20 protein-coding genes are annotated in these 25,623 nt (G+C 61.6%); 15 read left to right on the top strand and 5 right to left on the bottom strand.

Annotated elements, in window-relative coordinates; all coding sequences use genetic code 11:
- Positions 1-63: 63 nt before the first annotated feature.
- On the bottom strand, positions 64-2,805 hold the full coding sequence (gene acnA, locus BLS75_RS19135; protein ID WP_072451571.1) for an aconitate hydratase AcnA: 2,742 nt from the start codon (positions 2,803-2,805) through the stop codon (positions 64-66).
- Positions 2,806-3,013: 208 nt separating this feature from the next.
- Here acnA and rlmM point away from each other — a divergent pair, with 208 nt between their 5' ends.
- A complete protein-coding gene (gene rlmM / locus BLS75_RS19130) occupies positions 3,014-4,087 on the top strand; it encodes a 23S rRNA (cytidine(2498)-2'-O)-methyltransferase RlmM (protein WP_072451570.1) in 1,074 nt (357 codons plus the stop codon).
- 190 nt (positions 4,088-4,277) lie between these two features.
- On the top strand, positions 4,278-4,529 hold the full coding sequence (gene tusA / locus BLS75_RS19125) for a sulfurtransferase TusA (protein WP_011060251.1): 252 nt from the start codon (positions 4,278-4,280) through the stop codon (positions 4,527-4,529).
- Here tusA and BLS75_RS19120 read toward each other — a convergent pair.
- The gene (locus BLS75_RS19120) at positions 4,526-5,935 is read right to left on the bottom strand and encodes an MATE family efflux transporter (protein WP_019093726.1); all 1,410 of its coding nucleotides are present in this window, start codon (positions 5,933-5,935) and stop codon (positions 4,526-4,528) included. The two genes, tusA and BLS75_RS19120, sit on opposite strands and share 4 nt — an antisense overlap.
- 190 nt (positions 5,936-6,125) lie before the next feature.
- Between BLS75_RS19120 and pdxB the strand changes: the two genes are divergently transcribed.
- Complete coding sequence (gene pdxB, locus BLS75_RS19115; protein WP_053157146.1) at positions 6,126-7,268, top strand: 4-phosphoerythronate dehydrogenase PdxB; 1,143 nt, start codon at positions 6,126-6,128, stop codon at positions 7,266-7,268.
- Positions 7,269-7,325: 57 nt separating this feature from the next.
- Here pdxB and BLS75_RS19110 read toward each other — a convergent pair whose 3' ends face one another.
- Positions 7,326-7,505 (bottom strand): PA1571 family protein, encoded by a 180-nt coding sequence (locus BLS75_RS19110; protein WP_011060254.1) that lies wholly within the window; start codon positions 7,503-7,505, stop codon positions 7,326-7,328.
- A 259-nt stretch (positions 7,506-7,764) separates the two neighbouring features.
- Between BLS75_RS19110 and BLS75_RS19105 the strand changes: the two genes are divergently transcribed.
- Complete coding sequence (locus tag BLS75_RS19105) at positions 7,765-9,528, top strand: ABC transporter transmembrane domain-containing protein (RefSeq protein WP_176876761.1); 1,764 nt, start codon at positions 7,765-7,767, stop codon at positions 9,526-9,528.
- 196 nt (positions 9,529-9,724) lie between these two features.
- Here the strand turns inward: BLS75_RS19105 and BLS75_RS19100 are convergent, their stop codons facing one another.
- Entirely contained in the window at positions 9,725-11,653 is a 1,929-nt protein-coding gene (locus tag BLS75_RS19100; RefSeq protein ID WP_011060256.1) for a transglycosylase SLT domain-containing protein, read from the bottom strand.
- A 213-nt stretch (positions 11,654-11,866) separates the two neighbouring features.
- Here BLS75_RS19100 and BLS75_RS19095 point away from each other — a divergent pair, with 213 nt between their 5' ends.
- Positions 11,867-13,786: an ATP-binding cassette domain-containing protein gene (locus BLS75_RS19095; protein WP_011060257.1), complete on the top strand. Its 1,920-nt coding sequence runs from the start codon at positions 11,867-11,869 to the stop codon at positions 13,784-13,786.
- Positions 13,787-13,881: 95 nt separating this feature from the next.
- Here the strand turns inward: BLS75_RS19095 and BLS75_RS19090 are convergent, their stop codons facing one another.
- A complete protein-coding gene (locus BLS75_RS19090) occupies positions 13,882-14,319 on the bottom strand; it encodes a universal stress protein (RefSeq protein ID WP_011060258.1) in 438 nt (145 codons plus the stop codon).
- Between the two features lie 100 nt (positions 14,320-14,419).
- Between BLS75_RS19090 and BLS75_RS19085 the strand changes: the two genes are divergently transcribed.
- The 10 genes from BLS75_RS19085 (at position 14,420) to BLS75_RS19035 (ending at position 25,571) form a co-directional block, all read left to right on the top strand.
- A complete protein-coding gene (locus BLS75_RS19085; protein WP_011060259.1) occupies positions 14,420-14,857 on the top strand; it encodes a hypothetical protein in 438 nt (145 codons plus the stop codon).
- A gap of 555 nt (positions 14,858-15,412) precedes the next feature.
- On the top strand, positions 15,413-17,560 hold the full coding sequence (fadB, locus tag BLS75_RS19075) for a fatty acid oxidation complex subunit alpha FadB (protein ID WP_011060260.1): 2,148 nt from the start codon (positions 15,413-15,415) through the stop codon (positions 17,558-17,560).
- A 28-nt stretch (positions 17,561-17,588) separates the two neighbouring features.
- On the top strand, positions 17,589-18,764 hold the full coding sequence (gene fadA / locus BLS75_RS19070) for an acetyl-CoA C-acyltransferase FadA (RefSeq protein ID WP_011060261.1): 1,176 nt from the start codon (positions 17,589-17,591) through the stop codon (positions 18,762-18,764).
- A 98-nt stretch (positions 18,765-18,862) separates the two neighbouring features.
- A complete protein-coding gene (locus BLS75_RS19065; protein ID WP_019093731.1) occupies positions 18,863-19,099 on the top strand; it encodes a DUF1653 domain-containing protein in 237 nt (78 codons plus the stop codon).
- Positions 19,100-19,213: 114 nt separating this feature from the next.
- Positions 19,214-21,826 (top strand): type I DNA topoisomerase, encoded by a 2,613-nt coding sequence (topA, locus tag BLS75_RS19060; RefSeq protein ID WP_011060262.1) that lies wholly within the window; start codon positions 19,214-19,216, stop codon positions 21,824-21,826.
- 164 nt (positions 21,827-21,990) lie between these two features.
- On the top strand, positions 21,991-22,515 hold the full coding sequence (locus BLS75_RS19055) for a DUF6586 family protein (RefSeq protein WP_047336171.1): 525 nt from the start codon (positions 21,991-21,993) through the stop codon (positions 22,513-22,515).
- Between the two features lie 50 nt (positions 22,516-22,565).
- Positions 22,566-23,600 carry a hypothetical protein gene (locus BLS75_RS19050; RefSeq protein ID WP_072451568.1) on the top strand — a complete coding sequence of 345 codons (1,035 nt, stop codon included), beginning with the start codon at positions 22,566-22,568 and terminating at the stop codon, positions 23,598-23,600.
- Entirely contained in the window at positions 23,600-24,616 is a 1,017-nt protein-coding gene (locus BLS75_RS19045; protein ID WP_072451567.1) for a hypothetical protein, read from the top strand. Before BLS75_RS19050 ends, BLS75_RS19045 begins: the two co-directional genes overlap by 1 nt.
- Positions 24,617-24,619: 3 nt before the next feature.
- Positions 24,620-25,177: a LemA family protein gene (locus BLS75_RS19040; RefSeq protein WP_072451566.1), complete on the top strand. Its 558-nt coding sequence runs from the start codon at positions 24,620-24,622 to the stop codon at positions 25,175-25,177.
- A gap of 160 nt (positions 25,178-25,337) precedes the next feature.
- Positions 25,338-25,571: a hypothetical protein gene (locus BLS75_RS19035; protein WP_011060267.1), complete on the top strand. Its 234-nt coding sequence runs from the start codon at positions 25,338-25,340 to the stop codon at positions 25,569-25,571.
- The last annotated feature ends 52 nt before the right edge of the window (positions 25,572-25,623 follow it).

Here is a 25,623-nt window from a genome sequence, read left to right as displayed (position 1 = left end):
CGTCCTGGCACGGCAGCCCAATGCAAAACACCGCCCGAAGGCGGTGTTTTTTTTCAGGCAGCGTCAGGAGGCAATCAGTTGCCGCAGAACGTAGTGCAGGATCCCGCCGGACTTGAAGTATTCCACTTCATTCAAGGTATCGATGCGGCACAGCACCTCGATCTTCTCCTGGCTGCCATCCTCACGGGTGATCACCAGGGTCAGGTTCATCCGCGGCGTCAGTTCCGTACCGCTGAGGCCGAGAATGTCCAGGGTTTCCTTGCCGGTCAGCTTCAGGCTCTTGCGGTTCTGGTCCAGCTTGAACTGCAAGGGCAGGACGCCCATGCCCACCAGGTTGGAGCGGTGGATACGTTCGAAGCTTTCGGCGATCACTGCCTTGACTCCCAGCAGGTTGGTGCCTTTGGCCGCCCAGTCGCGGCTCGAACCGGTGCCGTATTCCTGGCCGGCGATCACCATCAGCGGCGTGCCGTCGGCCTGGTAGCGCATGGCTGCGTCATAGATCGCCAACTTCTCGCCGGTGGGAATGTACAAGGTGTTGCCACCTTCCTCGCCGCCGAGCATTTCGTTGCGAATGCGGATGTTGGCGAAGGTACCGCGCATCATCACTTCGTGGTTGCCGCGCCGTGAGCCGTAGGAGTTGAAGTCCCGCGGTTCCACGCCCTTGTCCCGCAGGTAGCGGCCAGCCGGGCTGTCGGCCTTGATGTTGCCGGCCGGGGAGATGTGGTCGGTGGTCACCGAGTCCCCCAGCAGGGCCAGTACCCGGGCGCCGCTGACATCGGTGATCTGCGGCAGCGGGCCGGCGATGTCATCGAAGAACGGCGGGTGCTGGATATAGGTGGAGTCGTCCTGCCACACATAGGTGGCGGCCTGCGGCACTTCGATGGCTTGCCACTGTGCATCCCCGGCGAACACTTCGGCGTACTCCTTGTGGAACATCCGAGTGTTGACCTGGGCCACGGCGTCGGCGATCTCCTTGCTGCTGGGCCAGATGTCCCGCAGGTACACCGGCTGGCCGTCCTTGCCCTGGCCCAGAGGCTCGCTGCTGATGTCGATGCGCACCGTGCCCGCCAGGGCATAGGCCACGACCAGGGGGGGCGAGGCCAGCCAGTTGGTTTTCACCAGTGGATGCACCCGGCCCTCGAAGTTGCGGTTGCCCGACAGCACCGAGGCCACGCTGAGGTCGGCCTGCTGGATGGCTTTCTCGATCGGCTCCTGCAGCGGGCCGGAGTTGCCGATGCAGGTGGTGCAGCCGTATCCCACCAGATCGAAGCCCAGTTGGTCCAGGTAGGGCGTCAGGCCGGCAGCCTTGTAGTAGTCGGTCACCACCTTGGAACCTGGGGCCAGCGAGCTCTTGACCCAGGGTTTGCGTTGCAGGCCTTTTTCCACGGCCTTCTTCGCCACCAGGCCGGCGGCCATCATGACGCTGGGGTTGGAGGTGTTGGTGCAGGAGGTGATGGCCGCGATCACCACGGCACCGTTTTTCAGGCGATAGGTCTGGCCGTCGTACTGGTAGTCGGCTTCGCCCACCAGGTCCGCGTTGCCCACCGCCACACCACCGCCACCTTCGCTTTCCAGGCGGCCTTCTTCCTTGCTGGTGGGTTTGAACTGCAGGTCGAGGAAGTCAGTGAAAGCCTGGGCAACGTTGGGCAGTGCAACCCGGTCCTGCGGCCGTTTGGGGCCAGCGAGGCTGGCCTCCACGGTGCCCATGTCCAGCGCCAGGCTGTCGGTGAATACCGGCTCCTTGCCCGGCAGGCGCCACAGGCCCTGGGCCTTGCTGTAGGCCTCCACCAGTTTCACCAACTCGTCGGGGCGCCCGGACAGGCGCAGGTAGTCCAGGGTGATGTCATCCACCGGGAAGAAGCCGCAGGTGGCGCCGTATTCCGGTGCCATGTTGGCGATGGTGGCACGGTCCGCCAGGGGCAGGTCGGCCAGACCGTCACCGTAGAACTCGACGAATTTGCCGACCACACCTTTCTTGCGCAGCATCTGGGTCACCGTCAGCACCAGGTCGGTGGCGGTGATGCCTTCCTTGAGCTTGCCGGTGAGCTTGAAGCCGATGACTTCGGGAATCAGCATCGACACCGGCTGGCCGAGCATCGCCGCCTCGGCTTCGATCCCGCCCACGCCCCAGCCCAGTACGCCAAGGCCATTGATCATGGTGGTGTGGGAGTCGGTGCCCACCAGGGTATCGGGGAAGGCGTAGGTGCGGCCGTCCTCGTCCTTGGTCCAGACCGTGCGCCCCAGGTATTCCAGGTTGACCTGGTGGCAGATGCCGGTGCCCGGCGGTACCACGCTGAAGTTGTCGAAGGCGCTCTGGCCCCAGCGCAGGAAGGCATAGCGCTCGCCGTTGCGTTGCATCTCGATATCGACGTTCTGCTCGAAGGCGCTGCTGCTGGCGAATTTGTCCACCATCACCGAGTGGTCGATCACCAGGTCCACCGGTGACAGCGGGTTGATCCGCTGCGGATCGCCACCGGCCTTGGCCATGGCGGCGCGCATCGCGGCCAGGTCGACCACCGCCGGCACCCCGGTGAAGTCCTGCATCAGCACCCGTGCGGGGCGGTACTGGATCTCGCGGTCGGAGCGGCGCTCCTTGAGCCAGGCCGCGATGGCCTTGAGGTCGGCGCCGGTGACGGTCTTGTCGTCTTCCCAGCGCAACAGGTTTTCCAGCAGGACTTTCAGCGACATGGGCAGGGTGTCGATATCACCCAGGCTCCTGGCGGCGTCCGGCAGGCTGAAATAGTGATAAGTCTTGTCGTCGACTTTTAGGGTCTTAAGGGTTTTCAGGCTATCGAGGGATGGCATTGAATGACTCCTTGTGGCCCGCACGGCTACGGGCCTGTGATACGGACAGAGAGTTAACCTAGCTCTGTTTGGGGCTTATAGCTAATCACTGGACTGCTGGGCTCAGTCCAAGGTTCCGAACTCGGTTATCATGCGCCGGTTTTCGTGACAGGCTTTGCTACAGGGCAGGTTTGCGCATCGATTCATCGCCATTTGCCCAGGAGATTCAATGAACACCCTGTTTATCCATTGCCGGCCCGGCTTCGAGGGCGAAGTCTGCTCCGAGATCGCCGACCACGCGGCCCGGCTGAATGTCGCCGGTTATGCCAAGGCCAAGCCCAGCACCGCCTGCGCCGAGTTCATCTGCACCGAGGACGACGGGGCCCAGCGTCTGATGCAGGGCCTGCGCTTCCCGGAGCTGATCTTTCCCCGGCAGTGGGCCCGGGGCGGCTTCATCGACCTGCCGGAAACCGACCGCATCAGCGTGATCCTTGCCTACCTGGCCAACTTCCCGCAGTGCGGCAGTCTGTGGCTGGAAGTGGTGGACACCAACGATGGCAAGGAGCTGTCCAACTTCTGCAAGAAGTTCGAAGCACCCCTGCGCAAGGCCCTGACCGCGGCCGGCACGCTGGTGGACGACGCGACCAAACCGCGCTTGTTGCTGACCTTCAAGAGCGGTCGGGAAGTCTTTGTCGGCCTGGCTGATGCCGGCAACTCGGCCATGTGGCCCATGGGCATTCCACGGCTGAAATTCCCCCGGGAAGCGCCGAGCCGCTCGACCCTGAAGCTGGAAGAGGCCTGGCACCATTTCATTCCTCGGGACCAGTGGGACGAGCGTCTGCATGGCGACATGACCGGCGTCGACCTGGGGGCTGCCCCGGGCGGCTGGACCTGGCAACTGGTCAACCGCGGCATGCTGGTGACCGCCGTGGACAACGGCCCCATGGCTGAAAGCCTGATGGACACCGGCCTGGTGCAGCACCTGATGGCGGACGGCTTTACCTACAAGCCCAGGCAGCCGGTGGACTGGATGGTCTGCGACATCGTCGAGAAACCGGCGCGCAACGCCGCGCTGCTGGAGACCTGGATCGGCGAGGGGCACTGCCGCGAGGCGGTGGTCAACCTCAAGCTGCCGATGAAGCAGCGCTATGCCGAAGTGAAGCGCTTGCTGGAGCGCATCGAAGAAGGCTTCAAGGCCCGGGGCATTCGCGTGGCCATTGGCTGCAAGCAGCTGTACCACGACCGCGAGGAAGTCACCTGCCACCTGCGGCGCCTGGATCTGAAAAAGCCCAAATCGGCGTAGTAGGCGAAATACCGCCGCTTCCTGGTAGGAGCCGGCTTGCCGGCGAAAAAGGCCCCGCACTGGTGCAAGGCGTGAGGATGCCTTCGCTGGCAGCCAGCTCCTACGGCAGGACCGGGGCCGTGGAATAACGGCAACAGATGAACCGATGGCGGTATTGCGCGACAATGCCGGCCAGTTTCAGGAGTGATTCATGAGTCAGATTATCGATACGCCGGTTGACGGCACCCTCGACGCCACCGGCCTCAACTGCCCGGAGCCGGTGATGATGCTGCACCAGCACATCCGCGACCTGCCGCCGGGCGGGCTGTTGAAGGTGATTGCCACCGACCCCTCCACCCGCCGCGACATTCCCAAGTTCTGCGTGTTTCTCGACCATGAACTGGTAGCGCAGCAGGAAGAGGCAGGTACCTACCTCTACTGGATCCGCAAGAAGCTCGATTAACCCGCCGAGCGGCTGATGCGGATCTGCTTGCGCGCGCTGCGGGTCAGGCGGATCGACAGCATCAGCGCCGCGCAGCTCAAGCCCACGATCAGGCCCTCCCACAGGCCGCTCGGGCCCCGCGCCGGGCCGAACCAGTCGGTCAGGCCCAGGGCGTAGCCCACCGGCAAGCCAATCCCCCAGTAGGCGAACAGGGTCAGGATCATGGTCACCCGAGTGTCCTGGTAGCCGCGCAATGCGCCGGCCGCCGTGACCTGGATGCCATCGGAAAACTGGAACAGCGCCGCATACACAATCAGCATCGAAGCGACCTGAATCACCATCGGGTCGGTGGTGTAGATGGTGGCGATGGGCTCACGCAGGAAGAACATCAGGCTCGCCGAAAGGCAGGCGTAGGCCAGTGACGTGGCCATGCCGACGCCGGCGCTGAAGCGCGCATTGCGGGGTTGCTGGCGGCCCAGGGCCTGGCCGACCCGCACGGTCACCGCCATGGCCAGGGAGTAGGGAATCATGAACATCAGGGCGCTGACGTTGAGGGCGATCTGGTGCCCGGCCACCACCGTGGCCCCCAGGCTGCCGATCAGCAGGGCGATCACCGCGAAAATGCTCGATTCGGCGAACACTGCAATGCCGATGGGCAGGCCGATGCTCAGCAAGCGCCCGATCATCGCCCCTTGCGGCCAGTCGAAGCGGCTGAACAACTGGATCTTGCGGTAGGCCGGTGCCCAGAAAATCCAGCCGGCCATGCCCAGCATCATGGCCCACATCACGATGGCCGTGGCCCAGCCGCAACCGACGCCGCCCATGGCCGGTACACCGAAATGGCCATAGATGAAGATGTAGTTGATAGGGATGTTCAGGGCCAGGCCTCCCAGGCCGATGACCATGCTCGGCACCGTGCGGCCCAGGCCATCGCTGAGGCAGCGCAGCACGTAGTACAGCGCTACCGCCGGCAAGCCACTGGCGATGCCGTGCAGGTAGCCCATGCAGGGCTTGATCAGTTCCGGATCGACATTCATCAGGTGCAGCACCGGCTCGGCACTGATCAGTATCAGCAGGGCCGAGATCCCGGCCACCACGGCGAGCCACAGTGCCTGGCGCACCAGCGGGCCGATCTCGTGCAGGTTGCCGGCGCCGAAGCGCTGCGCCACCTTGGGCGTGGTGGCCAGCAGGGTGCCGGTCATCAGCAGGAACACCGGAATCCAGATCGAGTTGCCCAGGGCGACGGCTGCCAGATCTCGCGGGCCGACCCGGCCGGCCATCACGGCATCGACAAAGCCCATGGCGGTGGTGGCCACCTGGGCAATCATGATGGGCAGGGCCAGTACCAGCAGGTCATGCAGTTCACGGCCGACCCGGGCAGGGCGGCTGGTGGCGGTGGCGGCAGGGGAGTCAGTCACGGAATTCACGGGGCGTAGCGTCCATAGGTGGTGTTGCGCAGGACGCGACAGTCTACGCGTTGACATCTCAGTCAGGAAAACATCCCGTGTTGTGGATTTGTAAGCGCCGGGGGGGGTGAAAATGCCGGTTCGCGCGCATGCCGCGCTAGCCCGGCCTGGCATCTGCGCCTACACTGCGGCTCCGCCAGAGGAGCCTGCCATGTTGATTGTTGCCGACGAAAATATCCCCCTGATCGAAGAGTTCTTTGCCGGTTTCGGCGAGATCCGGCGTTTCCCCGGGCGCGCCATCGACCGGGCGACCGTGGAGCAGGCAGATGTGTTGCTGGTGCGCTCGGTGACCCAGGTCGACCGCCAGTTGCTGGAAGGCAGCCCGGTGCGGTTTGTCGGCACCTGCACCATCGGCACCGATCACCTGGACCTGGAGTATTTCCAGCAGGCCGGGATCACCTGGTCCAGCGCCCCGGGCTGTAACGCCCGGGGCGTGGTGGACTATGTGCTGGGTAGCCTGCTGACCCTGGCCGAGATCGAAGGCGTGGACCTGGCGCAGCGTTGCTATGGCGTGGTCGGTGCCGGTGAAGTGGGCGGGCGCCTGATCGAGGTGCTGCGCGGCCTGGGCTGGAATGTGCTGGTCTGCGATCCGCAGCGGCAGGCGGCGGAAGGCGGTGACTATGTCAGCCTGGAGCAGTTGCTCGAGCGCTGCGATGTCATCAGCTTGCACACACCCCTGACCAAGAGCGGGCAAGACTCCACCTGGCACCTGCTGGATCGCCAGCGGCTGAACCGGCTCAGGCACGGCACCTGGCTGATCAACGCGGCCCGTGGCCCGGTGGTGGATAACCGGGCCCTGGCTGAGGTCCTGCGCCAGCGCGAGGACTTGCAGGCGGTGCTGGATGTCTGGGAAGAGGAGCCGACGGTGGATGCTTCCCTGGCGGACCTCTGCGTGCTGGCGACGCCGCATATCGCCGGTTACAGCCTGGACGGCAAGCAACGGGGCACGGCGCAGATCTATCAGGCCTACTGCCGTTTCCTCGGGCAGGCCGAGCAGGTCAGCCTGTCGGCCTTGCTGCCGGCGCCCTGGGTGCCTCAGGTCAGCCTGAATGCCAATGCGGACCCGGCCTGGGCCCTGGCGATGATCTGCCGTGCCGTGTATGACCCGCGTCGTGACGATGCGGATTTTCGCCGTAGCCTGTCGGATGATGTAGCTCAGCAGCGCAGCGCCTTCGATGGTCTGCGCAAGCATTATCCGGAGCGCCGCGAGATCGACGGCCTGGAAGTGCGCATCCAGGGCGAGTCCGCGGCCTTGAGCCGGATCGTCCGTGCCTTGGGTGCCAGGGAAGCCTGAAACCGCGCATAAAAAACCCGGCCGCAAGGCCGGGTCAAGAGGACGTGAGGCTGTGTGTCAATCTTGCCGAGCAGGCTTGACCAGTCGCTTTTCCAGTTCGCGGCAGGCGTTCTGGATCATGTCTTCAGTAATAGGTACTTCGCGACCCTGGGCGTCGATGATGGCACACCCCAGAGACTGGTTCGGCTGGGTACGGATCACTTGAATCTTGTCATTGCTGCTGTGTTGCAAGGACATGGCCTGTCTCCTCATCAGGTTGTGTGCTTACTCTAGAATGGCCGGGTGACCAAGCTGTTACAGACCGCCGCGAGGGCTGGCCCGGCGACTTCACTCCAACAGAAATGCCCGGGGAGTGCCAGCCACGGATTAGACCGATAATCTCTAGGCTCTAGTGTCAGCGGTCATAATCAACCTGACTCATTGTGATTTACCAAAGTTCCTGCGAATTCATCTCGTTGCCGTTGCTGCAACGAACGGCTCGCCGGTGCGTCAATGGATGAACAGCATGCTTTCTTCTCGTCACCGCCGGGCGCTGCATCTGGCCAGCCGCTTTGTCGCTCCCTACCGTTGGCAGGCGCTGGGCGCCTTGCTGGCACTGATAGTTACCGCCGGCATTACCCTGTCCATGGGGCAGGGCATTCGCCTGTTGGTGGACCAGGGCTTCATGACTCAATCGCCCCATCTGTTGAACCAGTCCATCGGCCTGTTCCTGCTGCTGGTGCTGGCGCTGGCGGTGGGTACCTTCGTGCGCTTTTACCTGGTGTCGTGGATTGGCGAGCGTTGCGTGGCGGATATCCGGCGCCAGGTGTTCAATCACCTGATCTACCTGCATCCCGGGTTTTACGAAAACAACCGCAGCTCGGAAATTCAGTCGCGCTTGACCGCGGATACCACCTTGCTGCAATCGGTGATCGGGTCTTCGCTGTCGCTGTTTTTGCGCAATGCGCTGATGGTGCTGGGGGGGATCGTGCTGCTGTTTGTCACCAACCCCAAGCTCACCAGCATTGTGGTCATCGCCTTGCCGCTGGTGCTGGCGCCAATCCTGATCTTCGGTCGGCGGGTGCGCAGCCTGTCGCGCCTGAGCCAGGACCGGATTGCCGATGTCGGCAGCTATGTCTCGGAAACCCTCGGCCAGATCAAGACGGTCCAGGCCTACAACCACCAACCCCAGGATGAACGGCGGTTTGCCGTGACCGTGGAGCAGGCGTTCGACACGGCGCGCAAGCGGATTGTCCAGCGTGCCTGGCTGATCACCCTGGTGATCGTCCTGGTGCTGGGGGCGGTGGGGGTGATGCTCTGGGTCGGTGGCATGGACGTGATTGCCGGGCGCATCTCCGGCGGCGAGCTGGCGGCATTCGTCTTCTACAGCCTGATTGTCGGCAGTGCCTTCGGCACCCTGAGCGAAGTGATCGGCGAGTTGCAGCGCGCGGCCGGTGCGGCGGAGCGGATTGCCGAATTGTTGCGGGCGGACAATATCATCCAGCCGCCCGCCGACGGGCTGGTAAGCCTGCCTGCGCGGGTGCGGGGTGATCTGGAGTTGGACGGTCTGCGGTTTTCCTATCCGTCACGGCCCGACCGCTTCGCGATCGATGGTTTGAGCCTGAGCATCCGGGCCGGAGAGACTCTGGCGTTGGTGGGGCCTTCCGGGGCTGGTAAATCCACCCTTTATGATCTGTTGCTGCGCTTCTACGACCCGCAGCAGGGAAGGATCTTGCTGGATGGCGTGGCCCTGACCCAGCTCGACCCGCTGGACTTGCGCCGCTGCTTCGCCCTGGTTTCGCAAAGCCCGGCGCTGTTCTACGGCAGCATCGAGGAGAACATTCGCTACGGCAATCCCGAGGCGACCCTGGCCCAGGTCCAGGAAGCGGCGAAGATCGCCTATGCCCATGAGTTCATCGAACAGATGCCCGAGCGCTACCAGACCCACCTGGGGGATGCCGGGCTTGGCCTTTCGGGCGGCCAGCGCCAGCGCCTGGCGATAGCTCGGGCCTTGCTGGTGGACGCGCCGATCCTGCTACTGGACGAAGCCACCAGCGCCCTCGACGCGCAAAGCGAGCATCTGATCCAGCAGGCCTTGCCCAGCCTGATGAAGAACCGCACCACCCTGGTGATCGCCCATCGCCTGGCCACGGTGAAGAATGCCGACCGGATCGCGGTCATGGACCAGGGCAGGCTGGTCGCGGTGGGTACCCACCAGCAACTGATTGCCAGCAACCCCTTGTATGCGCGCCTGGCGGCCCTGCAATTCAGCGATGGCTGAGCCCACGCCCCCCTGATCCCTGTAGTCGCTGCTGAGCCGGCGAGGCTGCGCACGAGCACGTAGTCCTCGCCAACGTAGCGAGCGCTTTACGGCCACTTCGCGCCCGGTCGCAGGCTCGGCAGCGGCTATAGGTATTGGGGGGGGAGATACAAAAATGCCCGCATTGCTGCGGGCATTTTTTGTTGTGGGTCGGTGCTTACTGATCGTCGAAGTAGCGTTCGTGCCAGTCCACCAGGGGCTGCGGCGAATTGAGCTTCTGGCCGTAGATCACCGAGTAGGACAGTACGTTCTGCACGTACTGGCGGGTTTCGTCGAAAGGAATGCTTTCCACCCAGACATCGAAACTCAGGTGGTCGGCCCCCTTGAGCCACTGGCGCACCCGCCCGGGGCCGGCGTTGTAGGCGGCGGAAGCCAGTACCCGGTTGCCGTTGAACTGGCTGTGGACCTGGCTCAGGTAGGCGGCGCCCAACTGGATGTTCTTGTCCGGGTCCAGCACTTGCTGGGGCGAGGCCAGGGGAATGCTGAACTTGCGCGCGGTTTCCTTGGCGGTGCCGGGCATCAGTTGCATCAGGCCGCTGGCGCCGACGCCGGAACGGGCGTCGTCCATGAAGGCGCTTTCCTGGCGGGTAATGGCGAACACCCAGCTGGAATGCAGGCCGCGAACCTTGGCTTCGCGCACCAGGGTGTCGCGGTGGGCCATGGGGAAGCGGATGTCCAGGTCATCCCAGTACTGGGCCTGGCTGATGGTGCGAATGGCCGGGAAGTACCATTTCAGGTCGTAGGCCAGCTTGGCCTGGGCAACCATTTCGTCGCGGTTGAAATGCCGGCTGACGTGGTACCACTCGCGGCGGCCGTCGACGATCTGCCCGCGGGCATGCAGCTCCAGGGCGCGGCGTACACCCGGGGTGTTGCGTACCTTGTTGATCACGGCCTGGCTGAGCATCAGCGGCTGGTTGTTGAGCTGGTAGGGCGCCTTGGCGTGATCGGCGGCAAGGAAGCCGTAGAAATCCCGCTCCCGGGCCAGGCCCTTGAACAATACCTGGGCCTGAGGGTTCTTCGGTTCGGCCAGTTCCAGGCTACGGGCCTGCCAGTAGCGCCAGCGGTTGGTGGTGGCCAGGTCCTGGGGCAGCTTGCGGGTCAGCTGGTAGGCGTCTTCCCAGCGCGCCAGGCGCAGCAGCAGGCGCAGGCGCCATTCGGAGACGGTGTTGTCCCGCAGCTCGGGATCGTACTTGGTCATCACGTCCAGGGCGCGGCTGTCGAAGCGCCGTGCCAGGGTCAGGCCGATCTCGCGGGCGATGGCCACTTTTTCGTCACGGGAAAAGTGCATGCTGCTGGCATAGCCATCCAGCAGGGCCATGGCCTTGTCCGGATCCTGGCGCGCCAGGCGGCGCAGGCCGAGGCCAACCACGTCGGACATGGCTTCATCGGCAGGCTGGAAGCGCGAGGGCTGGCTCAGCAGTTCGGGTTTTTGCGCCACGTCCACCAGCAGGCGGCCCTGGGGCGCCAGGGTGGTCATGCTCTTTACCAGGCTGTTGGCCAGGGGATAGTTGCGGGCCTCGGCAGCCAGTTTGGCTCGCTGCCAGCGCTTCTGTTCGGTCAACTGGCCTTCGGCGGCCCACTGGGCGAACAACGCGTCGCAGGCAGCAGGTTGGGATTTGCCGGTCAGCCAGAGCTTCTCGGTGGCGGCGTAGCCTTCGGCCTTGAGGTTGTGCCCCAGCTGGTACTGGCCATTGAGGCAGTCCAGTTCGGTGAAGTTGAGTTTCGGATCGTAGTACTTGGTGAAGGTCGCCCAGTCGCCGCGTTCGGCCAGCCAGCGCAACCAGCGCAGTTTCATCCAGTTGGCCTGGGGCAGGTCGCCATGTTCGGCGAGGAACTTCTCGATCTCGGGGTTGCTGGCGGATTTCAGCCGGGCCGTGAGCTCGTCGTAGGCCAGGTAGGGCTCCAGCGGATAGTCGCGCAGCGCATCGGCATAACGGAAATAAGGGCCGGAATCGCCTTTGGCCAGGGCGCGCTTGGCTTCATCGTAATACTGGCGCTGTAGAGTCAGGTCTGCCGCCTGGGCGCAGTGGACGGCTGTGGTGGAAAGAAGCAGGCAAGATAAAACACTGAAAAGGCGACTGCGCATGAGACATCCGGGCAGAGAAATCATGACAAGTGCCGACAGGGCCAACACTGATTGCTCACTAGCTTAGCCTTTTGCCAGCAACCGGTGAAAGCTTTGCCGGCCTGCTGGCATCAGTTGGCAACAAATGTGCCGCGAGCGCCCTCGTGGGCGAAATACCCGGCCTTCTGCGGGCTCAACTCAGGTAGAATGCGCGCCCGGTTTTTGGAGAAGAACATGACCCTGCTCAAATTCAGCGATGTGTCCCTTGCTTTCGGCGCCATGCCGTTGTTGGACAAGGTGTCCTGGCAGATCGCCCGTGGTGAGCGGGTGTGCATCATCGGCCGTAACGGTACTGGCAAATCCAGCATGATGAAGCTGGTCAAGGGCGATCAGAAGCCCGACGACGGCTCCGTATGGCGCGCACCCGGTCTGAAGATCGGCGAATTGCCCCAGGAATTGCCGGTGGCCGACGAGCGGACCGTGTTCGACGTGGTCGCCCAGGGCCTGGACGGTGTCGGCGAGTTGCTGGCTCAGTACCACCACCTGAGCCAGAACATCGTCACCGACGCCGATCTGGAAAAACTGATGCACGTCCAGCACGACCTCGAAGCCCGTGACGGCTGGCGCCTGCAACAACTGGTGGACAGCACCCTGAGCCGCCTGCAGCTGCCGGCCGACAAGACCCTCGCCGAGTTGTCCGGCGGCTGGCGTCGTCGCGTGCTGCTGGCCCAGGCCCTGGTGTCCGAGCCGGACCTGCTGCTGCTCGACGAGCCCACCAACCACCTGGACATCGGTGCCATCGCCTGGCTGGAAGAGGCGCTGAAGGATTTCCAGGGGGCCGTCCTCTTTATTACCCACGACCGTTCCTTCCTGCAGAACCTGGCCACCCGCATCCTCGAACTGGACCGCGGCGGCCTGATCGACTGGAACGGCGACTACGCCAGCTTCCTGGTGCACAAGGAAGCCATGCTGGCGGCGGAAGAAACCGCCAACGCGCTGTTCGACAAGCGCCTGGCCCAGGAGGAAGTCTGGATTCGCCAGGGCATCAAGGCCCGGCGCACCCGCAACGAAGGCCGCGTGCGCGCCCTCAAGGCGCTGCGTGTCGAGCGCAGCGAACGTCGCGAGCGTACCGGCAAGGCCAATATCCAGCTGGAAACCGCAGACAAGTCCGGCAAGCAGGTGATGGTGCTGGAGAACGTCAGCTTCGCTCACCCGGACGGTCCGTTCCTGGTCAAGGACTTCTCCATGGTCCTGCAGCGCGGCGACCGCATCGGCCTCTTGGGCGCCAACGGTACCGGCAAGACCACGCTGCTCAAGCTGATGCTCGGTGGCCTGGTGCCCAGCAGCGGTAAGGTGGAAGAGGGTACGCGTATCGACGTGGCCTACTTCGACCAGTTGCGCCATCAACTGGATCTGGAAAAGACCGTGATCGACAACGTCGCCGAAGGTCGCGACTTCATTGAGATCGATGGCCAGAGCCGCCACGTGCTGAGCTACCTCGGCGACTTCCTGTTCAGCCCGCAGCGTGCTCGCACGCCGGTCAAGGCGTTGTCTGGCGGCGAGCGTGCGCGGTTGCTGCTGGCCAAGCTGTTCAGTAAACCGGCCAACCTGCTGGTGCTCGATGAACCGACCAACGACCTGGATGTGGAAACCCTCGAACTGCTGGAAGAGGTGCTGCTGACCTTCCAGGGCACTGTGCTGATGGTCAGCCACGACCGGGCATTCCTCGACAACGTGGTGACCAGCACCCTGGTCTTCGAAGGCGAAGGCAAGGTGCGCGAGTACGTCGGCGGCTATCAGGACTGGTTGCGCCAGGGCGGTTCGCCGCGGTTGCTGGGAGTGACCGAGAACAAGTCCGGCAAGGCCGAGCTGAATTCTGCAGTGGTGGCACCGGTACAGGCGGCTCCGGCTCCTGCCCAGGAAGCGCCGGCGGCGAAAAAGAAGCTCAGCTACAAATTGCAGCGCGAGCTTGAGGCTTTGCCGGGGCAGATCGATGCCATGGAGCAGCAGATTGCCGGGGTCGAGGCGGAAATGGCCGACGCTGGTTTCTATCAGCGCCCGGCGGCGGAAACTGCAGCGGTAATTGCCCGCCTTGAGCAGTTGAATGCCGAACTGGAGCAGATGGTCGAGCGCTGGGCCGAATTGGATGCCTGAGTGACCGGTCGCTGATAAAAAAGCCCGACTGCAGAGTCGGGCTTTTTTTCAGTGCGCTTGCCGGCTTTTGGGAGCCGGCAACCCTCGGGGCGGGTTCAGCGTTTGACCAGGTGCACGGCCAGCACGTCGCAAGGCGCGCCGTGCAGGACGTCATTGGCGGTGGAGCCCAGCAGCAGGGCCAGGCCATGTCGGCCGTGGCTGCCGACCACGATCAGGTCGCATTCCTGTTCCTTGGCCAGGTGATGGATTTCCTGGCGCGGCTGGCCGTAGGTCAGGTGGCTGTATTCCTTGGTCAGCTCCGGGTACTTGTTGATCAGCCGATCAAGACGCTCCCGGGCCTGGTCGAACTGTTGCTGCTGCAACTGCGAAAGATCCATGGGGACGTCGCCCCCGAAGGCCATGGCCATGGGTTCGACAATGTGCACCAGGGACAGCTTGGCTCCATTGCTCACCGACAGCTCGCGAGCACGGTGGATAACAGGATCGCACTCTTCGGTTAGATCTACGGCGACCAGAATATGGTGGTAGGGCATGAGGTGCTCCTCCTGAGGGTTGCAATAGCTTCAAGTATGGCTGGTTTCAAGCGGGTTGGTTTGACCCAGGTCCCGCTCATCAAAAATCGAGAGTACAGATATGACGGTCTGGATAGTGGTGTCAATCCTTGCGGTAGTTCTCAGTCCGCTGGCGTGGTTGCGACCTTCTCGTCGCCAGAGCGGATTGATCGCCTTGCGCATGGAGGCGCGACGCATGGGCCTGGCCATGCAACTGGCCCCTCAGGAGTGGCCGCACTGGCTGGGCCAGGAGCCGCCCAACCCTTGCCCGCAGTATCACCGGCCACGGCGCAGCGGGCAGCCTGTGTGTTGGAGTTATTGGCAGATCGCGCCGGGCAACTGGGTCAATCAGTGGCGCGAGCCCTGTGTCGATGAGTCACTGCTCAAGCACTTCCAGGCCTTGCCGGCAGGGGTGTTCAAGGTCGAGGCGGACAAGCAGATGATCGCCCTGTACTGGAACGAGCGTGGCGAGGTCAGTGTTTTGCAGGATATTGCCTCGGTGCTCAAGGCGTTGGCCTGAGTCATCCAGGGGAGGGTGCGCGCGGCAATCGCGGGCAGCCGGCAATAAAAAGCCCGATATCAGCATCGGGCGGGGATGGCCAGGCAGGCCGGTAATCTCGTGGCTGCCACCCGGGGTGGCCTCTTGCAGAATGGGGCGGCGCCCCTGTCACACAAACTGTGCGGCTTCTTCAGATATTTTCCCAGCGTAGTCGCTCTTTATCCCATTCAGTGGGAGATTTAGGGCGCATTTTCTAAATATAGATCCTATGAATGGCTATGAATACAGGGGTGTGTTGATCGTCCAGGGAGCAATGGAGTGACCGCAAAGTCGCGTTTCAAACAGCATTTTGGACGATTGACAATTGCTGGATTTTCCCTGAATGTGGCGTACCCAAATCAAACGGGCGTATGAAATGAGCGTTTGCATCGCAGGCGGCTCTATACAGAATCCCGACTATCGCGTTGGCGGGTGTGCCTGGCGGATTGGCGTTAGCATCGACGGTGACGTTAGTGCCATGCCAGAAGTCAGCGTCCGACGTGTACTGTTCAGCTTCCATATCGTGGAGATCAGTTGATGATTTACGAAGGTAAAGCCATCACGGTTAAGGCTCTTGAAAGTGGCATCGTCGAATTGAATTTCGACCTCAAGGGTGAGTCCGTCAACAAGTTCAACCGTCTAACCCTGAACGAATTGCGTCAGGCTGTTGACACCATCAAGGCAGATGCTTCGATCAAGGGCGTGATCGTCAGCAGCGGCAAGGACGTGTTCATCGTCGGCGCCGACATCACCGAGTTTGTCGACAACTTCAAGCTGCCGGATGCCGAGCTGGTGGCAGGCAACCTCGAAGCCAACAAGATCTTCAGCGATTTCGAAGACCTCAACGTGCCAACCGTTGCCGCGATCAACGGCATCGCCCTGGGCGGCGGCCTGGAAATGTGCCTGGCGGCGGACTACCGCGTCATGGCTGCCAGTGCCAAGATCGGCTTGCCGGAAGTCAAGCTGGGCATCTACCCGGGCTTCGGCGGTACCGTGCGCCTGCCGCGTCTGATCGGTGCCGACAACGCCATCGAGTGGATTGCCGCCGGCAAGGAAAACCGTGCTGAAGACGCGCTGAAAGTCGGTGCCGTCGACGCCGTGGTTGCTCCCGACAAACTCAAGGACGCCGCTCTGGCCCTGGTCAAGCGCGCCATTTCCGGCGAGTTCGACTACAAGGCCAAGCGCCAGCCTAAGCTGGAAAAGCTCAAGCTCAACGCCATTGAGCAGATGATGGCTTTCGAAACCGCCAAAGGTTTCGTGGCCGGCCAGGCTGGCCCGAACTACCCGGCACCGGTCGAAGCGATCAAGACCATTCAGAAAGCCGCCAACTTCGGTCGCGACAAAGCCTTGGAAGTAGAGGCTGCCGGCTTCGTCAAACTGGCCAAGACCTCTGCTGCGCAAAGCCTGATCGGCCTGTTCCTGAACGATCAGGAACTGAAGAAAAAGGCCAAGGCCTACGACGAAATCGCCAAGGACGTGAAGCAGGCCGCCGTACTCGGCGCCGGTATCATGGGTGGCGGCATCGCCTACCAGTCGGCCTCCAAAGGTACGCCGATCCTGATGAAGGACATCAACGAACACGGCATCGAGCAGGGGCTGGCGGAAGCCGCAAAACTGCTGGTGGGCCGTGTTGACAAAGGCCGCATGACCGCCGCGAAGATGGCTGAAGTGCTCAACGGCATTCGTCCGACCCTGTCCTACGGTGACTTCGGCAACGTCGACCTGGTGGTTGAAGCCGTGGTCGAGAACCCCAAGGTCAAGCAGATCGTACTGGCTGAAGTGGAAGGCCAGGTCAAGGAGGACACCATCCTGGCGTCCAACACCTCGACCATTTCCATCAGCCTGCTGGCCAAGGCTCTCAAGCGTCCGGAAAACTTCGTCGGCATGCACTTCTTCAACCCGGTGCACATGATGCCGCTGGTGGAAGTGATCCGTGGCGAGAAGTCCAGCGAGCTGGCCGTTGCCACCACCGTTGCCTACGCCAAGAAAATGGGCAAGAACCCGATCGTGGTCAACGACTGCCCGGGCTTTTTGGTCAACCGCGTGCTGTTCCCGTACTTCGGCGGTTTCGCCAAGCTGGTCAGCGCCGGTGTGGACTTCGTGCGCATCGACAAGATCATGGAGAAATTCGGCTGGCCAATGGGCCCGGCGTACCTGATGGACGTGGTCGGCATCGACACCGGCCACCACGGTCGCGACGTCATGGCCGAAGGCTTCCCGGATCGCATGAAGGACGATCGCCGCTCGGCCGTGGACGTGCTCTACGAAGCCAAGCGCCTGGGCCAGAAGAACGGCAAGGGCTTCTACGCCTACGAAACCGACAAGAAGGGCAAGCAGAAGAAGGTGGCCGATCCGTCGGTGCTGGAAGTGCTCAAGCCGATTGTCTACGAGCAGCGTGAAGTCACCGACGAAGACATCATCAACTGGATGATGATCCCGTTGTGCCTGGAAACCGTTCGTTGCCTGGAAGACGGCATCGTTGAAACCGCTGCCGAAGCTGACATGGGCCTGGTCTACGGCATTGGTTTCCCTCCATTCCGTGGCGGTGCGCTGCGCTACATCGATTCCATCGGTGTTGCCGAGTTCGTTGCCCTGGCCGACCAGTACGCCGATCTGGGCGCGCTGTACCACCCGACCGCGAAGCTGCGTGAAATGGCCAAGAACGGCCAGAGCTTCTTCGGTTAAGCGCCCACACTAGAGCGAGAGTGAACATATGAGCTTGAATCCTAGAGACGTCGTGATTGTCGACTTCGGTCGTACTCCGATGGGCCGCTCCAAGGGCGGCATGCACCGCAACACCCGCGCCGAAGACATGTCGGCGCACCTGATCAGCAAACTGCTGGAACGCAACGCCAAGGTCGACCCGGCGGAAGTCGAGGACGTGATCTGGGGCTGCGTCAACCAGACCCTGGAGCAGGGCTGGAACATCGCGCGCATGGCGTCGCTGATGACCCAGATCCCGCACACCTCGGCCGGCCAGACCGTCAGCCGCCTGTGTGGCTCGTCCATGAGTGCTTTGCACACTGCCGCGCAAGCGATCATGACTGGCAACGGTGACGTGTTCGTGGTCGGCGGCGTCGAGCACATGGGCCATGTGAGCATGATGCACGGTGTCGATCCGAACCCGCACATGTCCCTGTACGCAGCCAAAGCCTCCGGCATGATGGGCCTGACCGCCGAGATGCTGGGCAAGATGCACGGCATCACCCGTGAGCAGCAGGACGCCTTTGGCGTGCGCTCGCACCAGCTCGCCCACAAGGCGACTGTGGAAGGCAAGTTCAAGGATGAAATCATCCCGATGCAGGGTTACGACGAGAACGGTTTCCTGAAACTGTTCGACTACGACGAAACCATCCGTCCCGAGACCACCCTGGAGAGCCTGGCGGCCCTGAAGCCGGCGTTCAACCCTAAAGGTGGTACCGTGACTGCCGGTACTTCGTCGCAGATCACCGACGGTGCCTCGTGCATGATCGTGATGTCGGCCCAGCGTGCCCAGGACCTGGGTATCCAGCCGATGGCGGTGATTCGTTCGATGGCCGTTGCAGGTGTGGATCCGGCCATCATGGGCTATGGTCCAGTACCGGCCACGCAGAAAGCCCTGAAGCGCGCGGGCCTGGGCATCAACGATATCGACTTCTTCGAGCTCAACGAAGCTTTCGCTGCACAGGCCCTGCCAGTGCTGAAAGATCTGAAAGTGCTCGACAAGATGAACGAGAAGGTTAACCTGCACGGCGGCGCGATCGCCCTGGGTCACCCGTTCGGTTGCTCCGGCGCACGTATCTCCGGGACCCTGCTCAATGTCATGAAGCAGAATGGCGGCACCTTCGGGGTGTCCACCATGTGCATCGGCCTTGGCCAGGGTATCTCGACCGTCTTCGAACGCGTTTAAGCGTTGGGTTGATGGAAGCCGGGGCCCAGTGCCCCGGTTTTTGTTTTTCTGAAGATTTGTTTGTCTTTATTTTGAAAAAATTGCACGAGGGCCAGAGCATGCAGTTACAACCCGGGCTCTATCAGCATTACAAGGGGCCGCAGTACCGCGTTTTCAGCGTGGCGCGGCACTCGGAAACGGAAGAAGAAGTGGTGTTCTACCAAGCCCTGTATGGGGATTACGGCTTTTGGGTGCGGCCCTTGAGCATGTTCCTGGAGTCGGTCGAAGTTGACGGCGAGCAGGTCCCGCGCTTTGCTTTGGTGCAGGCCGAACCCAGTCTTTTTTCACCGGCATGAGTACAGGTCGCGCAGTACCCTGCGCTTGACCTCACCCTGTTGCCACTATATATAGCGGTGCCGCGTCAGGCGCCAACCGCCTTTCACTTCTCGAATTCAGGAATTTTCTGATCCATGGGCAAATCGCTGGTCATTGTGGAATCCCCGGCTAAGGCCAAGACCATCAACAAGTACTTGGGTAACCAATACGTGGTGAAGTCGAGTATCGGCCATATCCGAGACCTGCCCACCAGCGGTTCGGCAAGTGCCGCCAAGGAGCCAGCCGCCAAGCGTGGCAAGGCCGCTGCGGGCGAAGCCCCGGCTCTGTCGCCGAAGGAAAAGGCTCGCAAGCAGCTGGTGTCGCGCATGGGCGTCGATCCCGAGCACGGCTGGAAAGCCAAGTACGAAATCCTCCCTGGCAAGGAAAAGGTCATCGAAGAGCTGCGCCGCCTTGCCAAGGATGCCGACACCATCTATCTCGCAACGGACTTGGACCGCGAAGGGGAAGCCATTGCCTGGCACCTGCGGGAAGCCATCGGCGGTGATGACAGCCGCTACAAGCGCGTGGTGTTCAACGAAATCACCAAGAAGGCGATCCAGGAAGCCTTCTCCCAGCCGGGCGAGCTGGACATTGATCGAGTCAATGCCCAGCAGGCGCGACGCTTCCTCGACCGCGTGGTGGGCTACATGGTTTCGCCGCTGCTGTGGGCGAAGATTGCCCGTGGCCTGTCTGCCGGTCGCGTGCAGTCGGTAGCCGTGAAGCTGGTGGTGGAGCGCGAGCGTGAGATTCGTGCCTTCATCCCGGAAGAATACTGGGAAGTACACGCTGACCTGGGCACTGCCAAGGGCTCGAATGTGCGTTTTGAAGTGGCCCGTGAAAACGGCGAAGCCTTCAAACCGCTCAACGAAGCACAGGCCATGGCCGCCCTGGAGAAGCTCAAGGCCTCGGCCTACAGCGTCGCCAAGCGTGAAGACAAGCCTACCAGCAGCAAGCCATCGGCGCCGTTCATCACCTCCACCCTGCAGCAGGCTGCGAGCAATCGCCTGGGCTTCGGGGTGAAGAAGACCATGATGATGGCCCAGCGTCTGTATGAAGCCGGCTACATCACCTATATGCGTACCGACTCCACCAACCTCTCGGCCGATGCCGTGGCGATGGCGCGTACCTATATCGAAGACGAGTTCGGCAACAAGTACCTGCCGGCTTCGCCCAATGTCTACAGCAGCAAGGAAGGGGCCCAGGAGGCGCACGAAGCGATTCGTCCGTCCGATGTGAATACCCACCCAAGCAAGCTGTCGGGCATGGAGCGTGACGCTGAGCGCCTCTACGAGCTGATCTGGCGCCAGTTCGTCGCCTGCCAGATGCTGCCGGCGCAATACCTGTCCACCACCGTCAGCGTCGCCGCTGGCGACTTCGAGCTGCGTGCCAAGGGCCGCATCCTCAAGTTCGACGGTTACACCCGGGTCATGCCGCAGATGGCCAAGCCGGGCGATGACGATGTGCTGCCGGAAATGGCCCAGGGCGAAGTGCTGAAGCTGATCAAGCTCGATCCGAGCCAGCACTTCACCAAGCCACCGGCGCGTTACTCCGAAGCCAGCCTGGTGAAGGAAATGGAAAAGCGCGGCATTGGTCGTCCTTCGACCTATGCGGCAATCATTTCGACCATCCAGGATCGCGGTTATGTGACCCTGCACAACCGTCGTTTCTATTCGGAAAAGATGGGCGACATCGTCACTGAGCGCCTTTCCGAGAGCTTCTCCAACCTCATGGACTACGGCTTCACCGCCGGCATGGAAGAGAATCTCGATGACGTGGCGCAGGGCGAGCGCGACTGGAAGAACGTCCTCGACGAATTCTACGGCGACTTCAAGAAGAAGCTCGAAGTGGCCGAGGGCGCTGAAAGCGGCATGCGCGCCAACCAGCCGGTAATGACCGATATCCCATGCCAGACCTGCGGCCGGCCGATGCAGATCCGTACCGCCTCCACCGGCGTGTTCCTCGGCTGCTCGGGCTACAGCCTGCCACCCAAGGAACGTTGCAAGGCCACCGTCAACCTGGTGCCGGGCGACGAGATCGCCGCGGATGACGAGGGCGAGTCCGAATCCCTGGTACTGCGTGGCAAGCATCGTTGCCCGATCTGCAGTACGGCGATGGATGCCTACCTGCTGGACGAAAAGCGCAAGCTGCACATCTGCGGCAACAACCCGGATTGCGCCGGCTACGAGATCGAAGAGGGCAGCTACCGGATCAAGGGGTATGAAGGCCCGAGCCTGGAGTGCGATAAGTGCGGCAGCGAGATGCAGCTCAAGACCGGCCGTTTCGGCAAGTTCTTCGGTTGCACCAACCCGACCTGCAAGAACACTCGCAAGCTGCTGAAAAGCGGTGACGCGGCGCCGCCGAAGATGGACCCGGTGAAGATGCCCGAGCTCAAGTGCGAGAAGGTCAACGACACCTACATCCTGCGCGATGGCGCTTCGGGCCTGTTCCTGGCGGCCAGTCAGTTCCCAAAAAACCGCGAGACCCGTGCGCCGTTGGTGCTGGAACTGATCCCGCACAAGGATGAGATCGATCCCAAGTACCACTTCCTCTGCGAAGCTCCGCAGAAGGATCCGGACGGCCGCCCTGCGGTGGTGCGTTACAGCCGCAAGACCAAAGAGCAGTACGTGCAGACCGAAGTCGACGGCAAGCCGACCGGCTGGCGTGCCTTCTACGACGGCGGTAAATGGAAGGTCGAAGACAAGCGCTAAGTGCTTGGCCTGCCGAGGGCTAGCTTCTCGGTGTAGCGACCAGCAGGGCCGCATGACTCCTTCAAGGGGGCATGCGGCCTTTCTTTTGCTTGCGGCAAGCTGGAGTGATCCCTGAAACTGTGCCGTCTGCATCTGGTTTTCTTTTCGCAGTGGAGGCTGCCCATATGGCCCACGAGCTCTATACCCGTACCAATCAGAAAATCTACTTTGCCGGTCTGTCGCTCGAAGCCCTGGCACGCGCTGAGGAAGGGCGGGCCATGAATGCCCAGGCGCAGGTCCAGGCGGGGCGCGAGTCGGTGCTGTTCCACCTGTACGGGGCCTTGCTGGGGCTGTGCCATGAAATTGCCGGGTTCTATCGGCTGCCGCAGGCCAATGCGGCCCGGGTCGAGCAGATCCTCAATCGTGAAGTGCTGCAAAGCATTGCCATTCCCGAGTTGGCAGAGCTGGTGGAATTGGCGCACAGCCCGCAAACCTGGCTGGCGCAACTGCTGTCTGCTTACAGCGAGCTGTTTCAGCCGCCACAGGCGCCGCACAAGCCCAAGGGCGACGTAACCCAGCCACTGATTGTTGCGGTCAATCTGGATGAAGAGGAGCCCGAGCAGGCACTGAGTCGGGAAGAGCTGGAAAGCTGGCGGCAGAACCTCAAGGCCCTGGCCATTCGTTTCAGGGATGGCCTTAACGAGTGTTGATCCTGAGCGCTGCTTGATGGGTGGCGTGACTATTTGATCAAGGAAGATTCATGCTGTTCTTCTTGCGTGACCAGGCGCTGCTTCGCCTGCTGAACGATTGCCGGGTGCGAGTGGTTCGTGCCCAGTCCAATACTGACTTGCTGGAAGTGCTCGACAGGCTGGAGATATTCCCCGGCGGTCTGGAATTCGACCATGTGCAGGCAATAACGCTTCTGGTCCTGGCGTTTGCCTCCCTGGCTGTCGCGCTGCTGATGGACGGCATGGGCGGGATGTTCTGGGTGTTTCTGGCTCTGTGTTTCTTTAGCTATTACGTCAGCAAAGGGGCCTCTGGCTCCTTGACTGATCTGGCGGCAAGCATCGTGCGCAAGTGCGTAATGTTTCATCATGGCTTGAGCGAATCCGATAGCAGTGCCGACTGGCGCCTGAAAAGGCTGAACAACGAGTTCAGCGATTACCAGCGGGGTAATGAGCGACGCCATATCCAGGATTCGCTCCAGGGTGTCTACCAGGGGCCTCGCCAGTCCTTGACGTTCGAGTATCACCATCTGCAGTACGTCAATTCCAGGCAAGAGCCTGGTGCCGGCGGCAGCTATCGCACTGTCTACGACACGTACAACCGCTACAGTCTGGTGCTGGATTTCCCGTGGGTGACAGAGATTACGGTTCGCTCCAGTCCCCTGGAAGTGTCATTGGCGGGGCAGCCGTTCAAGACCGGTCGCGATGATTTCGACCAGGTCTTTGTACTGCGCGGTAATGATCAGGCCTGTTGCGAACACTTCGCCAGGCCAGCAACCCTGGACCTCCTGATGGAGCTTTCACGCCATCTTTACCGGGTCAATCTGGAATTTTCCAGTCAAGGGCGGCTCTGTCTGAGCTTTGATAATGCGGACATCATTGCCCATGCCGATCCGGGCTCGCTGAGTGACTTGGCGGTCTTTCGCGAGCGGATCAAGGCGGGTATCGAGTTGCCGAAGCTGTATTCACTGTTGGAGTTGGTGCATCGGTTGGCGCAGTTGCATGACAGCCATGCTCTTGCTGCCGTTCCAGATGTTCCTGAGGCTGGCAACTTGATCAAGGAAATGTAATGCAGTTTCTCAAGCACGATGCCGAGTTGGTGAAGTTGTTGGCCACTAGCAATGCAGAGGTGGCTCGAGCCAAGAGCAACGAGGATCTATTGAGGGTCATCGCCAGGCTCCAGTCCTTCAGGGGAGGGTTGGAGTTCGATCATGCCCAGTCCTGGCTGCTGTTGACGCTGGCTATTGTGTCGGCGATTCCGGCCATGGCGGGCGTGGAGCTGATGTGGTTTGCGACGGCCTGCCTGGGTTTTGCCACCTTGTATACCTGGATGGGCCGTAAAGCCGTGTTAGACGAGTTGCCGCAGAAAATAGCCCGTAAGTGTTCATTTCTCAGTAACGGCCTTTGGGACCCGGGTGGAACCGCCGATGAGCGTTTCACGCAACTGAGCAGTGAGTTCGACGACTATGATCGCGGCAATGACAGCCGCCGTATCGAGGCTTCAGCCAGGGGGACCTACCAGGGTCCGCGGCATCAGTTGTCCTTTGTCTTCCACCATCTGCGTTATGTGAACTCCCACTACAAAAGCAAATCCGATGGCGAGAGCGAGCGGGTCTATGAGAGTTTCGATCGCTTCAGCCTGGTGGTGGACTTTCCTTGGGTCAGAGGGGTGATGGTGCGCAGTGATCTGCCAAATACAAAGAGCAAGAAGCGCAAAGTCTTTGAGACTACTTCCGATGACTTCAACAGAAGCTTCAGTTTCACCGGTGATAGTGAGCTGGCTTGCGCGAAGTTCGCAACGCCCACCACACTGGCTCTCTTGCTGGAACTTCGTCAGCGGCTGAAAAAGGTGAATCTGGAATTCTCCAGCGAGGGTCATTTATGTCTGAGTTTCGATGATGCCGAGGTCATGGCCTACAAGGATCCGGGCACGTTTGACGATCTGCCGAGTTTCTACGCCAATATCGAGCAGGGCCTGCCGTTGCCTAACCTGTTTCCGGTGCTGGCCCTGGTGCATGAGTTGGCGGAGCTGCACGACAACAATTTCGATCTTCCGCTGAAGGTCACTGATGAAATGGAGCAGTAGAGTATGGAGTTGTTGCTGGTCATCGCGATTGCCTTGGGCGTTCTTGCCTATGTGCACTACAACAAGATTGTCGGTGCGCATAACCGGGCCCAGCGGGCCTGGTCGGATGTGCTGACCTACCAGCGCCAGAGGATCAAGGTGCTGGACATGCTGGAACCGCAAGTGGCTGGCTTCCAGGCCTATGAAAGCCAGTTGCTGGAAAAGATTGTTGGGCTGCGTAGTGCCATTGGTAGCTTGCCATCCGCAGCCGACGGCGATGCGCTCAAGTCGGTAGACCAGGGCGCCAAGGCTTTGCTGGGCGGTTTGAATCTTGCGTTTGAGGCCTATCCCGACCTCAAATCCGTTGAGTTGTTGAGCAACCTGATGCGCGAGGTTGCCGAGCAGGAAGGCAATATCGGTGGGGCGATTACCCTGTTCAACCTGAATGTGGAGCGCTTCAACAACTCCATTCAGATGTTTCCCGGCTCCCTGGTCAATCGATTGGTCCTGAAGAAGTCGCTGATCACGCCGTTTTCCGACAGCCAGGCCTCGGCAGGTTTTGAATACAAGCCGAATTTCTGAAGGGGGGGCTGGCACGGGCTTGGGGTCGGTTTGGCTAGGTGTTGATTGCAAGGATCGGGAAGTAATTCCTGGTGAGGGGGCACGCCCCCCTTGCAAGATCCTGAGCGGGGCAGGGGTGATGACTGATATAATCCCGCCCTTTCGTGGAGACCAGACCTTTATGCCAACGTCCTTTCTAGAAATTGTCGAGTTGCCAGACGGCCGTATCGAGCTGCGCAGAGCTGAGGACGAGGGTTCTCTGGTTACTTTGGATTTCTCCGAGGATGCCAAAGCCTTTCTGCAAGGTCAGCACGTGGAAGTGGCCAAGGCCATGTTGAGCGTCGGCGTACAGATGGCCGGTCGATTGGTTGAAGGTGAAATTGACAAGGAAGATGGCCCGCGGGTGCTGCACTAAGCCCGTCTATCGGGTTTCTCCGGTCATCCGTCGCATTTGTTCCGGCTTCTCA

The sequence above is a fragment of the Pseudomonas sp. NFPP12 genome (genome assembly GCF_900103205.1).
Taxonomy (GTDB): domain Bacteria; phylum Pseudomonadota; class Gammaproteobacteria; order Pseudomonadales; family Pseudomonadaceae; genus Aquipseudomonas; species Aquipseudomonas protegens.
Note: the sequence above shows the minus strand (reverse complement) of the source record. Positions and strands in the feature narration are given on the sequence as shown.